The 13,705-nt window shown below is 69.6% G+C and carries 18 protein-coding genes; 11 read left to right on the top strand and 7 right to left on the bottom strand.

Features of this window, described 5'->3' with window-relative positions; genetic code table 11:
- Positions 1 to 19 precede the first annotated feature (19 nt).
- Complete coding sequence (locus AWC19_RS15215; RefSeq protein WP_085078895.1) at positions 20 to 1,114, top strand: CaiB/BaiF CoA transferase family protein; 1,095 nt, start codon at positions 20 to 22, stop codon at positions 1,112 to 1,114.
- A gap of 39 nt (positions 1,115 to 1,153) precedes the next feature.
- Positions 1,154 to 1,906, top strand: a complete 753-nt coding sequence (locus AWC19_RS15220) for a 3-hydroxyacyl-CoA dehydrogenase (protein WP_085078896.1) — start codon at positions 1,154 to 1,156, stop codon at positions 1,904 to 1,906.
- A gap of 154 nt (positions 1,907 to 2,060) precedes the next feature.
- Here the strand turns inward: AWC19_RS15220 and AWC19_RS31195 are convergent, their stop codons facing one another.
- Positions 2,061 to 2,192 carry a hypothetical protein gene (locus AWC19_RS31195; RefSeq protein WP_264072425.1) on the bottom strand — a complete coding sequence of 44 codons (132 nt, stop codon included), beginning with the start codon at positions 2,190 to 2,192 and terminating at the stop codon, positions 2,061 to 2,063.
- 387 nt (positions 2,193 to 2,579) lie between these two features.
- Here AWC19_RS31195 and AWC19_RS15225 point away from each other — a divergent pair, with 387 nt between their 5' ends.
- The 3 genes from AWC19_RS15225 to AWC19_RS15235 are packed head-to-tail and all read left to right on the top strand — an operon-like array spanning position 2,580 to position 6,251.
- Complete coding sequence (locus tag AWC19_RS15225; protein WP_085078916.1) at positions 2,580 to 4,913, top strand: MMPL family transporter; 2,334 nt, start codon at positions 2,580 to 2,582, stop codon at positions 4,911 to 4,913.
- Position 4,914: 1 nt separating this feature from the next.
- Positions 4,915 to 5,613 carry a TetR/AcrR family transcriptional regulator gene (locus AWC19_RS15230; protein ID WP_085078897.1) on the top strand — a complete coding sequence of 233 codons (699 nt, stop codon included), beginning with the start codon at positions 4,915 to 4,917 and terminating at the stop codon, positions 5,611 to 5,613.
- Complete coding sequence (locus tag AWC19_RS15235; protein WP_085078898.1) at positions 5,610 to 6,251, top strand: class I SAM-dependent methyltransferase; 642 nt, start codon at positions 5,610 to 5,612, stop codon at positions 6,249 to 6,251. The genes AWC19_RS15230 and AWC19_RS15235 overlap by 4 nt, the downstream gene beginning before the upstream one ends.
- 94 nt (positions 6,252 to 6,345) lie before the next feature.
- Here the strand turns inward: AWC19_RS15235 and AWC19_RS15240 are convergent, their stop codons facing one another.
- Positions 6,346 to 7,059, bottom strand: coding sequence for an SIR2 family NAD-dependent protein deacylase (locus tag AWC19_RS15240; RefSeq protein ID WP_085078899.1), 714 nt, complete (start codon positions 7,057 to 7,059; stop codon positions 6,346 to 6,348).
- A gap of 47 nt (positions 7,060 to 7,106) precedes the next feature.
- On the opposite strand from AWC19_RS15240, the gene AWC19_RS15245 reads away from it, so the two are divergent.
- Complete coding sequence (locus AWC19_RS15245) at positions 7,107 to 7,472, top strand: Rv1152 family transcriptional regulator (protein ID WP_085078900.1); 366 nt, start codon at positions 7,107 to 7,109, stop codon at positions 7,470 to 7,472.
- Positions 7,473 to 7,504: 32 nt separating this feature from the next.
- On the opposite strand, the gene AWC19_RS15250 is transcribed toward AWC19_RS15245, so the two are convergent.
- Positions 7,505 to 8,026, bottom strand: a complete 522-nt coding sequence (locus tag AWC19_RS15250; protein WP_085078901.1) for a DUF1697 domain-containing protein — start codon at positions 8,024 to 8,026, stop codon at positions 7,505 to 7,507.
- A gap of 32 nt (positions 8,027 to 8,058) precedes the next feature.
- On the opposite strand from AWC19_RS15250, the gene AWC19_RS15255 reads away from it, so the two are divergent.
- On the top strand, positions 8,059 to 8,502 hold the full coding sequence (locus tag AWC19_RS15255; protein ID WP_085078902.1) for a PPOX class F420-dependent oxidoreductase: 444 nt from the start codon (positions 8,059 to 8,061) through the stop codon (positions 8,500 to 8,502).
- Between the two features lie 41 nt (positions 8,503 to 8,543).
- Complete coding sequence (locus AWC19_RS29195) at positions 8,544 to 8,720, top strand: DUF5302 domain-containing protein (protein ID WP_142281201.1); 177 nt, start codon at positions 8,544 to 8,546, stop codon at positions 8,718 to 8,720.
- Between the two features lie 34 nt (positions 8,721 to 8,754).
- Here AWC19_RS29195 and AWC19_RS15260 read toward each other — a convergent pair whose 3' ends face one another.
- A complete protein-coding gene (locus AWC19_RS15260; RefSeq protein ID WP_085078903.1) occupies positions 8,755 to 9,294 on the bottom strand; it encodes a nuclear transport factor 2 family protein in 540 nt (179 codons plus the stop codon).
- Positions 9,295 to 9,353: 59 nt separating this feature from the next.
- Between AWC19_RS15260 and AWC19_RS15265 the strand changes: the two genes are divergently transcribed.
- Both AWC19_RS15265 and AWC19_RS15270 read left to right on the top strand, forming a co-directional pair.
- Complete coding sequence (locus tag AWC19_RS15265; RefSeq protein ID WP_085078904.1) at positions 9,354 to 9,932, top strand: HhH-GPD-type base excision DNA repair protein; 579 nt, start codon at positions 9,354 to 9,356, stop codon at positions 9,930 to 9,932.
- Positions 9,929 to 10,075, top strand: coding sequence for a hypothetical protein (locus AWC19_RS15270; RefSeq protein WP_007169078.1), 147 nt, complete (start codon positions 9,929 to 9,931; stop codon positions 10,073 to 10,075). The genes AWC19_RS15265 and AWC19_RS15270 overlap by 4 nt, the downstream gene beginning before the upstream one ends.
- Before the next feature lie 183 nt (positions 10,076 to 10,258).
- On the opposite strand, the gene AWC19_RS15275 is transcribed toward AWC19_RS15270, so the two are convergent.
- Together AWC19_RS15275 and AWC19_RS15280 are read right to left on the bottom strand one after the other, a co-directional pair.
- The gene (locus tag AWC19_RS15275) at positions 10,259 to 11,326 is read right to left on the bottom strand and encodes an Rv1157c family protein (protein WP_085078917.1); all 1,068 of its coding nucleotides are present in this window, start codon (positions 11,324 to 11,326) and stop codon (positions 10,259 to 10,261) included.
- Positions 11,327 to 11,370: 44 nt separating this feature from the next.
- Positions 11,371 to 12,024, bottom strand: a complete 654-nt coding sequence (locus AWC19_RS15280; protein ID WP_085078905.1) for a hypothetical protein — start codon at positions 12,022 to 12,024, stop codon at positions 11,371 to 11,373.
- A gap of 88 nt (positions 12,025 to 12,112) precedes the next feature.
- Here AWC19_RS15280 and AWC19_RS15285 point away from each other — a divergent pair, with 88 nt between their 5' ends.
- Positions 12,113 to 13,402, top strand: a complete 1,290-nt coding sequence (locus tag AWC19_RS15285; RefSeq protein WP_085078918.1) for a mannosyltransferase — start codon at positions 12,113 to 12,115, stop codon at positions 13,400 to 13,402.
- Here AWC19_RS15285 and AWC19_RS15290 read toward each other — a convergent pair.
- Positions 13,399 to 13,683, bottom strand: coding sequence for a 4a-hydroxytetrahydrobiopterin dehydratase (locus tag AWC19_RS15290; RefSeq protein ID WP_085078906.1), 285 nt, complete (start codon positions 13,681 to 13,683; stop codon positions 13,399 to 13,401). The two genes, AWC19_RS15285 and AWC19_RS15290, sit on opposite strands and share 4 nt — an antisense overlap.
- Positions 13,684 to 13,705 lie beyond the last annotated feature (22 nt).

The following is a 13,705-nucleotide window of genomic DNA, read 5'->3' on the forward strand; positions in this document are numbered from 1 at the left end:
GACGGAAGGGGCTTGCATCATGGCGGGACCGCTGCAGGGGTTGCGCGTTGTCGAGTTGGCCGGCATCGGGCCCGGCCCGCATGCCGCGATGATCCTCGGGGATCTGGGAGCCGACGTGGTGCGCATCGACCGGCCCTCGGTTTCCGCCGCGGCGGGCGGCGGAGACACGGTCAAGGACGCCATGAGCCGCAACCGGCGCATCGTGACCGCCGACCTGAAGTCCGACGAGGGCCGCGACCTCGTGCTGCGGCTTATCGCCAAGGCCGACGTGTTGATCGAGGGCTACCGCCCCGGCGTCACCGAGCGGCTGGGCCTGGGCCCCGAGGACTGCGCCGCGGTCAACGACCGGCTCGTCTACGCGCGCATGACCGGTTGGGGGCAGACCGGCCCGCGCAGCCAGCAGGCCGGCCACGACATCAACTACATCTCGCTGAACGGGATCCTGCACGCCATCGGCCGGGTGAACGAGCGGCCCGTACCGCCGCTGAACCTTGTCGGGGACTTCGGCGGCGGGTCGATGTTCTTGCTCGTCGGCATCCTGGCCGCGCTGTGGGAGCGGCAGAGCTCGGGCAAGGGGCAGGTGATCGACGCCGCGATGGTGGACGGCTCCAGCGTGCTGGTCCAGATGATGTGGCAGATGCGCGCCTCGGGCATGTGGACCGACGTGCGCGGTACCAACATGCTCGACGGCGGCGCCCCCTACTACGACACCTACGAGTGCGCCGACGGCCGCTACGTCGCGGTCGGCGCGATCGAGCCGCAGTTCTACGCCGCCATGCTGGCCGGGCTGGGCCTCGACGGCGCCGACCTGCCACCGCAGAACGACGTCGCCCGCTGGCCCGAGCTGCGAGCTTTGCTCACCGAGAAGTTCGCCAGTCACGACCGCGACCACTGGGCCAAGGTGTTCGCCGACTCCGACGCCTGCGTGACGCCGGTGCTGGCCTTCGGCGAGGTGCAGAACGAACCGCACATCACCGAGCGCGACACGTTCTACGAGGTCAACGGGGCCCTGCAACCGCGGCCCGCGCCGCGGTTCTCCCGCACGGCGCCGGACACCCCGCGCCCCGCCGAGCCGGCGACCGACGTCGAGGCGGTGCTCAAGGACTGGGTATAGTTCCCTACCAACTGGTTGGCTGACAACGGAAGGACTCGCATGGAGATCAAGGACGCCGTCGCCGTCGTCACCGGGGGCGCCTCGGGGCTGGGCCTGGCCACCACCAGGCGGCTGCTCGACGCCGGCGCGCAGGTGGTGGTGTTGGACCTGCGCGGCGAGGAGGCGGTGCGCGAGCTGGGCGAGCGCGCGCGGTTCGTGGAGGCCGACGTCACCGACGAGGCCGCCGTGGCCAAGGCGCTCGACGTCGCCGAGTCGCTGGGTCCGCTGCGCGTCAACGTCAACTGCGCGGGGATCGGCAACGCCATCAAGACGCTGTCCAAGGACGGCCCGTTCCCGCTGGACGGGTTCAAGAAGGTGGTCGGGGTCAACCTGATCGGCACCTTCAACGTGCTGCGGCTGGCCGCCGAGCGGATCGCGAAAACGGAACCGCTCGGTGAGGAGCGGGGCGTCATCATCAACACCGCATCGGTGGCCGCGTTCGAAGGCCAGATCGGGCAGGCCGCCTACTCGGCGTCCAAGGGCGGGGTGGTCGGCATGACGCTGCCGATCGCGCGGGACCTGGCGCGCGAGCTGATCCGCGTGGTGACCATCGCGCCGGGGTTGTTCAAGACTCCGCTGCTGGGTTCGCTGCCCGAGGAGGCGCAAAAGTCACTCGGAAAGCAGGTGCCGCACCCGGCCCGGCTGGGTGACCCCGACGAGTACGGGGCGCTCGCGTTGCACATCATCCAAAACCCGATGCTCAACGGCGAGGTCATCCGCCTCGACGGCGCCATCCGCATGGCGCCCCGCTGAGCGGGCCACCCGCGGATACCCAGCCGAACCCCCAGCAGAAAATGAAAGCCCCCCGCATTGCGGGGGGCTTTCACCGAACAGGACCTTATCGACGGAACCATCGGGTAATGGCGGGTTCGGCCATCAGCAGCCGTGCTAACACGCTCATGATCGGTCAGCTTGCCGTAGGCAACGGGTGCCAATCGTCGAGCTGCTCCGAGGTCACGCCTTCCACCAGCATGTCGCCGTGGTAGAGGGCGTCGAAGTCAGCCTTGATGACGTCGGCACTCGAGTCGTCGATCCACATGACACTGAGCGTATGGGCCACCCTTAAGGAATCTTTGAGTCACGATTCGGAAAATTGTGGCAATTTACCGACGGGTAGGTTTGCCGGCCGTCGGCCTCCGATCGCGGCCCCGGGGCGCCCCGGCGCCGGCCGTTTTCCCCGCCAGGCTCTCGGGGGCGGCGCGGCTGTGAGGGGGGCCCGCTGAGCGGCCGCTAGGGGGCTTCCGCAGGGCTTCAGGGGGCTTCTGAACGGCTTCTGACGGGCTTTTGAACGGTTTTGAACCAACCGGCCATGCGCGGCCGTCTTAAACGATAGTGTTGTTTGACACCTGTAAGTTACCGCTGATAAGTTACCGCGGACGGGTGGCGGGGGAGCGTGACCGGCACCGGGCGGGGGAAGGACCGGACCATGCTGGGAGCGATCGCTCGACTGGCCATCGCGGCGCCGCGACGAATTATCGGAGTCGGCGTCTTGGTGTTCGTTGTCGCCGCGATCTTCGGCATTCCCGTCGCCAAGAGCCTTTCCCCCGGGGGCTTCCAGGACCCCAATTCGGAGTCGGCGCGCGCCATCGCGACCCTGACCGACAAGTTCGGCCAGAGCGGCCAGCAGATGCTGATCGTCGTCACCTCTCCCGACGGCGCCAACAGCGGACGGGCCCGCAAGGTGGCTTCCGACCTGGTCGGCGCCCTGCAGGGGTCGCCGCTGGTCTACAACGTGACCTCGGCGTGGACCGCGCCGCCGCCGGCCGCCGCCGGCCTGACCAGCGAAGACGGCAAGTCCGGCCTGATCGTCGTCAATCTCAAGGGCGGCGAGAACTACGTCCAGAAAAACGCCCAGACCCTGGCGGAGCAGTTCGCCCACGACCGTGACGGCGTCACCGTGCGCGCCGGGGGCGCGGCGATGGAGTACGCCCAGATCAACAGGCAAAACCAGGACGACCTCGTCGTCATGGAGATGATCGCGATCCCGTTCAGCTTCGTGGTGCTGGTCTGGGTGTTCGGCGGGCTGCTGGCCGCGGCGCTGCCGATGACGCTGGGCGCCTTGGCCGTCGTCGGCTCGATGTCGGTGCTGCGGCTGGTCACCTTCACCACCGAAGTCTCGATCTTCGCGCTCAACCTGAGCACCGCGCTGGGGCTGGCGCTCGCCATCGACTACACGCTGCTGATCCTCAGCCGCTATCGCGACGAGCTGGCCGAGGGCGGCGACCGCAACCAGGCGCTGATCCGGACGATGGTCACGTCGGGCCGCACCGTGCTGTTCTCCGCGGTCACCGTGGCGTTGTCGATGTCGGCGACGGTCGCCTTCCCGATGTACTTCCTCAAGTCGTTCGCCTATGCCGGTGTGGCCACGGTCGCGTTCGTCGCGACCGCGTCCATCGTGATCACCCCGGCCGCGATCGTGCTGCTCGGTACGCGGCTGGACGCGCTGGACGTGCGGCGGGGATTGCGGCGGCTGCTGGGCCGCCCGGAGCCGGCGCACAAGCCGGTCGAGGCGTTGTTCTGGTACCGGTCGAGCAAGTTCGTGATGCGACGCTGGCTGCCCATCGGCCTGGCCGTCGTCGCGTTGCTGCTCCTCCTCGGCCTTCCCTTCACCCAGGTCAAATGGGGGTTCCCGGACGACCGGGTGCTGCCGCGGTCGGCGTCGGCGCATCAGGTCGGCGACCAGCTGCGCGGCAATTTTGCCAACGACTCCGCGACCGCGGTGCCCGTCGTCATCCCCGACGCCCGGGGCCTGGACCCGGCGGCCCTCGACAGCTACGCCGCCGACCTGTCGCGGGTCGTCGACGTGTCGGCGGTGTCGGCGCCCGGCGGGGCCTTCGTGCACGGGCAACGGGTGGGTCCGCCGACGGGTGCGACCGGGTTGGCCGACGGCAGTGCCTTCCTGACCGTCAACAGCACCGCGCCGCTGTTCTCTGAGGCGTCCGACACGCAGCTGACGCGGCTGCACCGGGTGCCGGGGCCCCACGGCCGGCCCGTCCAGATGGCCGGCGTCGCGCAGGTCAACCGCGACAGCGTCGACGCGGTGATGGAGCGGCTGCCGCTGGTGCTTGGGTTGATGGCGGCGATCACGTTCGTGCTGCTGTTTTTGCTGACCGGCAGTGCGGTGCTGCCGCTCAAGGCCCTGCTGTGCAACGTGCTGTCGTTGACCGCGGCGTTCGGCGCGCTGGTGTGGATCTTCCAGGACGGCCATCTGGGCGCGCTGGGAACGACCCCGAGCGGCACGCTGGTGGCGAACATGCCGGTGCTGCTGTTCTGCATCGCGTTCGGGTTGTCGATGGACTACGAGGTGTTTTTGATCTCCCGCATCCGCGAATACTGGCTGGCCTCCGGCGCCGCCCGGCCGGCGAAGGTCAGCGCCGCCGAGGCCCACGCCGCCAACGACGAGAGCGTGGCACACGGTGTGGCCCGCACGGGCCGGGTGATCACCGCCGCCGCGTTGGTGATGTCGATGTCGTTCGCCGCGCTGATCGCCGCGCACGTGTCGTTCATGCGGATGTTCGGCCTGGGGCTTACCCTCGCCGTGTTCGTCGATGCGACGCTGGTGCGGATGGTGCTGGTTCCGGCGTTCATGCACGTGATGGGCCGCTGGAACTGGTGGGCGCCAAAGCCTTTGGTGTGGCTGCACGAGCGGTTCGGCATCAGCGAGGGACCGGCCGAACAGGCCGCGCACGAGGAGCCGCCCGGGGAGCCGGTGCAACACAATGGACGCGCGGTCAGGGAGCCGGTGACCAAAGTTGGTTAGCGTGCCGGTCGACGGCCTTCGCCGCGCCCGGGCCCCCCGCGGGTCCGGCGATCGGCTCCGCGACGAAATCCTGGACGCCGCAACCGAATTGCTGCTGGAAACCGGTCACGCCCGGTCGGTGTCGATCCGGTCGGTCGCCCAACGCGTCGGTGTTACCCCGCCGTCGATCTATTTGCATTTCGCCGACAAAGACGCCCTGATGGACGCGGTGTGCGCCCGCTACTTCGAAAAGCTCAATTTGGAGATGCTGCGCGCGGCCGCCGAGCACACGTCCGCGGTCGAGGTGGTGCGCGCCCAGGGGCTGGCCTACGTGCGCTTCGCCACCCAAAACCCGGAGCTGTACCGGATCGCCACGATGGGTGAGTGGCGTTCCGGACGCGACATCGACACGACGCTGGACAGCTCGGCGTTCAGGCACATGCGGGCGACCGTGCAGAAACTGATGGACGAGGGCATCTATCGGCCCGACGACCCGACCACCGTCGCGCTGGAGCTGTGGAGCGCGGCGCACGGGGTGGCGGCCATGCTGATTGCCAAGCCGCACTTGCCTTTCGGCGATGCCGACGCCTTCGCCGACCGGGTGCTGTCCGCCGTCTTCTGCGGGCAACTGGTGCTCGGGTACTGCGGGGCCGACGCCACGCCGCAGAAGCTGGCGTCCTGGGTGACGGCGCATCGGCCGCCGCAAGAGCCCCGGGCATGACGCAAGCAGCCGCGTCGCGCATCGACAATCCGTTCTTCGCGCGCATCTGGCCCGTCGTCGCCAGCCATGAAACCGAGGCGGTGCGAGCCCTGCGCCGGGAGAACCTGGCGGGGCTGTCGGGCCGGGTGCTCGAGGTCGGCGCGGGCGTCGGGACGAACTTCGCCAGCTACCCGGCGACGGTCGGGCAGGTGATCGCGGTGGAGCCCGAGCCGCGGCTGGCCGCGCAGGCCCGCGTCGCGGCCGCCACGGCCCCGGTGCCGGTCGTCGTGATCGGCGACACCGCCGAGGGATTCAGCGACGGCGAGCCCTTCGACGCGGTGGTGTGCTCGCTGGTGCTGTGCTCGGTCCGCGACCCGGTCGGGGTGCTGCGGCGGCTGTATGGGCTGCTGCGCCCCGGTGGGCAGCTGCGTTATCTCGAGCACGTGGCCAGCGGCGGCGGGCGGGGCCGGTGGCAGCGGATCGCCGACGCGACGTTGTGGCCGAGGCTGTTCGGCAACTGTCACACCCATCGCGACACCGAGCGCGCGATCGTCGAGGCGGGGTTCGAGGTGGACTCTTCGCGGCGGGAGTGGACGTTGCCGATCTGGGCGCCGCTGCCGGTGTCGGAGCTGGCGCTGGGCCGCGCGCGCAGGCCTTGAGTTCGGTGCGCCGAGACTGCGCCCAGCGCCTGGTTTGCTGCGGGACGAACCGCGATCTGTGCGCAGTCTCGGCGGGCGAGGGGACGGGCGCGAGCTATCCCAGCAGCGCGGGCAGGCGCTGCATCAGCCCGGGCAACGCCTGGCTCGCCGTCTCGCGGATGCTGATCGTGGCGCTGCGGGTCAACGGTGTGGCCTCGGGGTTCACCTCGATGACGGCCACGCCGCGCGACAGCGCCAGGTCCGGCAGGCCGGCCGCCGGGTAGACGATCGCCGACGTCCCCACCACCACCATCACGTCGGCGGCTTCGGTGGCCTCGACCGCGCGCTGCCACGGCTCGTCGGGCAGCGGCTCGCCGAACCACACGATGTCGGGCCGGATCATCGCCCCGCAGTGGCAGATCGGCGGCTCCACCTCGATCGCCGGTTCGGGCATCTCCGGCAGCGCGCCGGTGTAGGGCAAATCGCAGCGCTCGCAACGGAATTCGAAGAGGCTGCCGTGCAGGTGGTGCACCGGCGCGCTGCCCGCGCGCTCGTGCAAGTCGTCGACGTTCTGGGTGATGACGTTGACCTCGGCATGGTCCTGCCAGGCCGCGATCGCGCGGTGGCCGGGGTTGGGCTGCACCTTGGCCACCAGGTAGTGGCGCCACAGGTACCAGCCCCAGACCCGTTCGGGGTTGTCGCGCCAGCCTTGCGTGCTGGACAGCTCGTAGGGGTCGAAACGGGCCCACAATCCGTTCTTGTCGTCGCGGAAGGTTGGCACGCCACTCTCGGCCGAGATCCCCGCGCCGCTGAGCACCGTCACACGCATCCCACAAACATAGTCGTGTGCGGCGAGTACTGGGTGATACTGGTCGTGTGGAGCTGCGGGATTTGATACGGGTGGACGTCAAGGCGGGCAAGCCGCTGTTCGACCAGCTCAGGACCCAGGTCATCGACGGCGTCCGGAGCGGAGCGCTGCCGCCGGGCACCCGGCTCCCCACGGTGCGTGACCTGGCCGGCCAGCTCGGCGTCGCCGCCAACACCGTCGCCCGCGCCTACCGCGAGCTGGAGTCGGCGGCCATCGTCGAAACCCGCGGCCGGTTCGGCACTTTCATCTCGCGTTTCGACCCCACCGACGCGGCGATGGCGGCCGCGGCCAAGGAGTACGTCGAGGTGGCCCGCGCGTTGGGGTTGACCAAGTCCGACGCGATGCGCTACCTGACCAACGTGCCCGACGACTAAGTCAATTCGCTTGCGGCTCTAGGCTATTGGTCTCATCGCAGCACCTTGGCCAGCGTGCGTAGATTGCGGGTCGTCGTCGAGGACTTGTAGCGCGGCTTGCCCATCGTCTTGCCGATGGTGCTGTCGAGCGTGCTGCCCTTGGGCACCTGCCAGTAGAGGACGCCGTCGCCGCGGCGGATCTTCTCCTCGGGGCCGGCGGCTTCGCCCAGCGTGGCCAGTTCGTCGAGCACCGCTTCGTCGGCCACGAAGGTGACGTACGACTGATATCCCTCGACCTCGCGCTCGAAGGGGTAGGCGTCGGCGACGGCGGCGACGGCGTCGACGTCGTACACCAGCACCCACGCGTCGTAGCCGAACCGCTCGCGCAGCGCGGCCTCGACCTTCTTGCGCACCGCGGCGGCCCCCGCCGTCGACTCCAGGAGCACGTTGCCCGTCGCCAGGATGGTGCGGACCTCGCCGAAACCGGCGTCGGTCAGCGCGGCCGCCACCTCGGACATTTTGAGGTTGACGCCGCCGACGTTGACCCCGCGCAGGAACGCCGCGTATGTCGTCATTTACCGATTCCACCACGACGTAGGCTTCTCCCATGGGACGCCAGGTGTTCGACGACAAGCTGTTGGCCGTGATCAGCGGGAATTCCCTGGGGGTGCTGGCCACCATCAAACGCGACGGGCGCCCGCAGCTGTCGAACGTCCGGTACTACTTCGACCCGCGTCGCGTGGCGGTGCAGGTGTCTATTACCGAGCCGCGCGCCAAGACCCGCAACCTGCGCCGCGACCCCCGGGCCTCGATCCTGGTCGACGCCGACGACGGATGGGCGTATGCGGTGGCCGAGGGCATCGCCGAGCTCACCCCTCCCGCGGCCGCGCCCGGCGATGAGACCGTCGAGGCGCTGGTTGCCTTGTATCGCAACATCGCCGGCGAACATCCGGACTGGGACGAGTACCGCCGGGCGATGGTCACCGACCGACGTGTGGTGCTGACGTTGCCGATCGCCCACGTCTACGGCATGCCCCCGGGCAAGCGCTGAATTTACGAGCCATGCGCGCCGGCGGGGGTTAGGCTGCCGCAATGGCCGCATCGAAGCCCCGGCAAGAGGACGACACCAAGCGCAAGTTCCGCGAAGCCCTCGACCGCAAGAACGCCAAGTCCTCGGGCGGGTCCGACCACAAGGACGGTGGCGACAAACAACCGCGGGCCCACGGTCCGGTGGAGAGCCGCCGCGAGTTCCGCCGCAAGAGCGGCTAGCCCGGAAGGGTTGTCGCGCAGGGCCTCCGGGTCGTTACCCCGGCGCCCGGGGCGGTGTGAACAGCCCGATCGAAGGGTCGGCCTGGCCGGGTTTGCCCCGCAGGCTGCCCCGGGTGCTGGGGTGTCCGAAGTTCACCTGGGATGGGGCGTTTTGGTACGCCCAGTCCGCCACGATGGTGCGCCGGCCGAACTTCCAGCGGCTGTCGTGCTTGGCGTAGGTGTCCAGGTAGCGGCCGCCGATGATGACGTCGAGGTCGTGTTCGGGACCGGCGAAGGTGTGAAACACCAGGCAGTAGATCTCACCGCGGGCCGTTTCGCCCTCGATCGCGAAGTTCGTGGTGGTGATGTTGTGTTGGGAGACACGCACATACGGCTCCGCGGCCTGCAGCTGTGCGATGAACTGTTCGACGCCGCCGGTGGAGAACGAACCGTGCGCGTCGGTCGCGTCGGGGTGATACAGGTTTCGAAGCGCCTCGTAATCGGCGCGGTCGACGGCCCGGCAATAGCTGTTGACGAGCTCAAGCAGTTCGTCCCGGGCGAGCATCCGTGCCAATCTGGCTTCATCCACCACCACGCCACGGTAACCCCGCGGTCAGGTCGTAGGGTGGTCAGCGGAAAGGTTGGTCTGAGACGGTGAAACTTTGGCTCGCTCAAGATCCCGAGGCAGACGCGCTGCTGGACGACGACCCGTTCGCATTGCTGATCGGGATGCTTCTTGATCAACAGGTGACCTTCGAGACGGCCTTCGCGGGGCCGAAGAAGATCGCGGACCGGATGGGCGGCCTGGACCCCGCCCAAATCGCCGAGTACGACCCGGAGAAGTTCGCCGCGCTGTGCGCCGAAAGGCCCGCGGTGCACCGGTTCCCGGGATCGATGGCCAAGCGTATCCAGGCCCTGGCGCAGATCATCGTGGACCGCTACGACGGCGACGCGGCCGGGTTGTGGACGGCCGGCGAGCCCGACGGCCCGGAGCTGCTGCGGCGGCTCAAGGGGCTACCGGGGTTCGGCGAGCAGAAGGCGAAGATCTTCCTGGCCCTGCTGGGCAAGCAGTACGGCGTGACGCCGAAGGGCTGGCGCGCGGCGGCGGGCGATTTCGGCAAGGAGGGCACCCACCTGTCCGTCGCCGATATCGTCGACGAACGTTCACTAGGTCAGGTGCGGTCGTACAAAAAGCAGATGAAGGCGGCAGCGAAGGGAAAGGCGGCAACGTGAAGACACACCTAACGTGCCCGTGCGGCGAGGCCATCGTCGGCAAGGACGAGGATGAACTGGTCGAACTGACCCAGGCTCACCTCGCCAGCGTTCATCCCGGCCTGGAGTACGACCGCGACGCCATCTTGTTCATGGCGTACTAGCGCCGTCCTCGGTGGCCGACAGCTGACACGACACCCGCAGGAACGGGCGCCGATCGTCGGCCGACAGCTTCCGAGCCAGCGCTCTTCGCCGCGCTGAAAGTCTTGTTGCGCCGCGTCTTTCGCGGCCCGCCCGGCCTCGGGCCCATCATCGCCGCGAGATCCGGAAGACGGATCGCGGGCTAGCTAGGCCACCACCGTCGATCCGATGGTGGGCATGAACTGGCACTGCCGTTCCTTGGTGGTGACCTGCCCGAAGATGGTCGACATGATACTGCCCGAGCCGGTGTCGGCGATCGCGGTCAGCGTCGTCGGCCCGTCGCCGTTGATGTCGGTGCGCGGCTTGAGCGCAGTGGTGCCGGACTTACCGGTGGTCAGGTTCACCCAGGTGACGTTCAGCGGCAGCTTCTGCACCTCGGCGGGGCCGGGGGTGCCGACGGCGGTGAACACGTAGGCGGTCTGGCCGGGACCCGGGCCGGGTGTGGGAATCTTGGCCGGCCCCGCCACCGACAGCGCGGTCGCGATCGCGCTGCTGCCGTCGGCAAGGCAGTTGGTGCCGATCGAGGGGTACATGAAGTCCTGCGTCGGCGGGGCGTCGGGCCCGAGGCCGGCAGTAGCGGCCGGGGCGGGTGCCGGCGCGGGCGCCGCGGCGGGTTCGGCGGGCCCGGGTGCCGGAGCGGCGGCCGGAGGTGCGGACGGGGTGGCCGGAGCGGCGGCCGGAGGTGCGGACGGGGTGGCCGGAGCGGCGGCCGGCGGTGCGGACGGGGTGGCCGGCGGCGCCGCGGCGGGCGCGGGGGGCGCCGCGGCGGGCGCCGGCCCGGCCGCGTGAGCCGGATCGATGCCCTGCGGCAGGTGGGATTGCAGGCCCGGCTCGATGCCCGCCGCCGGCACGTGCTGCGTCGGCGCGGTGTCGGGCGGGGTGCCGCCACCGGGAGCGCCGGGTTCCTGCACGAACTGATTGACCGACGCCGCAACGTTTTTGGACTCGGTGGGCGCCGTGGGATTGTGGCTGAACGCTTGCGCGGCGGCCATCAGCAGCTGTGTCGCCTGCGTCGGGTCACTGGCCGCCTGCTGGATGATCGGGCTGAGCTGCGAGAGCGCCGGCAGGCCCGGGAGTTGTTGAGGGGAAGTCGCCTGCGGTGCAGGCGGCGGTGCGGCCGGATCGGCCGCCGCGCTCGGGCTCATCCCGAACGCGGCAGCCGACGCCATGACGAAAGCGGCCAAACCTTTACGTGTGTTCCAACTGTTCGCCACGGTTCCTCCGGTCATATGTTGTGGGTGGGCGGTCTACGGTCTGCTCACGGAATGGCCGAAAGCAGCGGCGACATCGGGTTGGGAAGCGCCGGCGCCGGTGCGGCCGGTGCCGCGGGAGCGTGGCCCGTCAGCGCCGACAGATCCTGCGGAAGGGTCAGCTGCGCGGGCACAGTGACCGGCAGGTTTGACGGCAGCGCGGGCATGTCCACCTTCGCCTGCGGGATCTGCGGGGCGGCCGGCGCGGCGGGGGCCGCCGGCGCCGAAAGCCCCGGAATGGCGGGCAGCCCCGGGATCGTCGGGGCGGCGGGCGCCGCCGGCGCCTGCTGCGTCAGGCCCGGGATCGAACCCAGCCCCGGGAGGCCCGGCGTGGTTGCCGCCGGCGCCGCGGGCGAAGCCGGGGTGAGCCCCGGAATCGACGGCACCGACGCCGGAGACTGCGCCGGCGAGGCCGCCGACGGCACCCCCGGGAAGGTGATGCCGGGAGCGGACGGCGCCGCCGGCGGGGTGGCGCCGAGGGCGGTGGCGAGGTTCTGCAGGATTTGCGGTGCGTTGGCCGCCGAGCTGATCAGCTGTTGCGGAATGTTCGGCACCGGCGGGGCCGGCACGGGGTCGGCGTGGGCGATTCCGCCCGTCAGCAGTGCTGCGGACGAACCGACCACGACGGCGGTTGCACGCAGATAGGTCCAAATGGTTGGCATGATTCTCCCTGGTTGTCGATGACAGGTCCCGAGGCCGAAGCTACTTTGATACTGAAGTGACTCAAGTGACACGTGTGGCATTTATTTGATCGTTACCGATACGAGTGACGGCGGTGACCGGGCGGGCGCGGCGCTCGCTAGAGTCGGGCAGATAGACCCCACCCTCGACGCCACCGCCGCGCCGACGGCACCCCGCGGGCGGCGGCTCACGCGCCGGCCGCAGGCCGCCGCGCCGCTGCTGCTGATCGCCAGCGTGATCGCGCGGCTCGCCTGGACCTACCTGGCGCCCAACGGCGCCAACTTCGTCGACCTGCACGTCTACCTGGGCGGCGCCGCGGCCCTCGACCATCCCGGCGCCCTGTACAGCTACGTCTACGCCGACCAGACGCCGGACTTCCCGCTGCCGTTCACCTATCCACCGTTCGCGGCCGTCGTCTTCTATCCGCTGCACCTGCTGCCGTTCGGGCTCGTCGCGTTCGGATGGCAGCTCGCGACGATGGCCGCGTTGTACGGCGCGATCCGTATCAGCCAGCGCTTGCTGGGCGTGCCCGCCGGCGCCGGCCGCCGCGTCGCGATGTTGTGGACGGCGGTCGGCATCTGGATCGAGCCGCTGCGCAGCACGTTCGACTACGGCCAGATCAACGTGTTGCTCATGCTCGCGGTGCTGTGGGCGGTCTATACCACCCGGTGGTGGCTATCGGGGCTGCTGGTCGGGGTGGCGGCCGGGATCAAGCTGACGCCGGCGATCTCCGGCGTGTATTTCCTCGGGGTCCGGCGGTGGGCCGTCGCGGCGTGCTCGGTCGCCGTGTTCGTCGCGACCATCGCGGTGTCGGTGTGGTTGGTCGGGGATCAGACGCGCCACTACTTCGCCGACCTGCTGGGCGACGCGCATCGGGTGGGGCCGGTCGCGACCTCGTTCAACCAGTCCTGGCGGGGCGGGATTTCGCGGATCTTGGGTCACGACGCCGGCTTCGGTCCCCTCGTGCTCGGCGCCATCGCCGTCACCGCCGTCCTGGCCTTCCTGGCATGGCGGGCGCTGGAGTCGTCGGATCGCCTGGGCAAGCTGTTGGTGGTCGAGATCTTCGGGCTGCTGTTCTCGCCGATCTCCTGGACGCATCACTGGGTGTGGCTGGTGCCCTTGATGATCTGGGCGATTCACGGGCCACCGCGCGAGCGCCCCGGCGCGCGGGTGGTGGGCTGGGGGTGGTTGGCGCTCACCATGATCGGCGTGCCGTGGTTGCTCAGCTTTGCCCAGCCGACCATCTGGCAGCTGGGCCGGCCCTGGTATCTGGCGTGGGCCGGGCTGGTCTACATCGTGGCCGCGATCGCCACGTTGATCTGGATCGCCGCCACCGGAAGACGCGAGACCGAGGCTTAGCCGCCGACGATGCCGTCGATGTCGCGCGCCATCGCGATGTCGTTTTGGGTAATGCCACCCTCCGAGTGCGTGACGAGCGCGAAAGTCACCGTCCGCCAACGGATGTCGATATCCGGGTGATGGTCCTTGCTCTCGGCGTGCTCGGCCACCCGGCGCACGGCGTCGATGCCGTCAAGAAACGTCGGGAACTTGATCGACCGGCGCAGCGCCCCGCCGGAACGCTCCCATCCATCGAGGTCGGGCAGTGCGGCGTCTACTTCCTCATCCGATAACACAGCCATGTCTCGACCGTATACCGTCACA

The sequence above is a fragment of the Mycobacterium palustre genome (assembly GCF_002101785.1).
In the GTDB taxonomy this organism is placed as follows: domain Bacteria; phylum Actinomycetota; class Actinomycetes; order Mycobacteriales; family Mycobacteriaceae; genus Mycobacterium; species Mycobacterium palustre.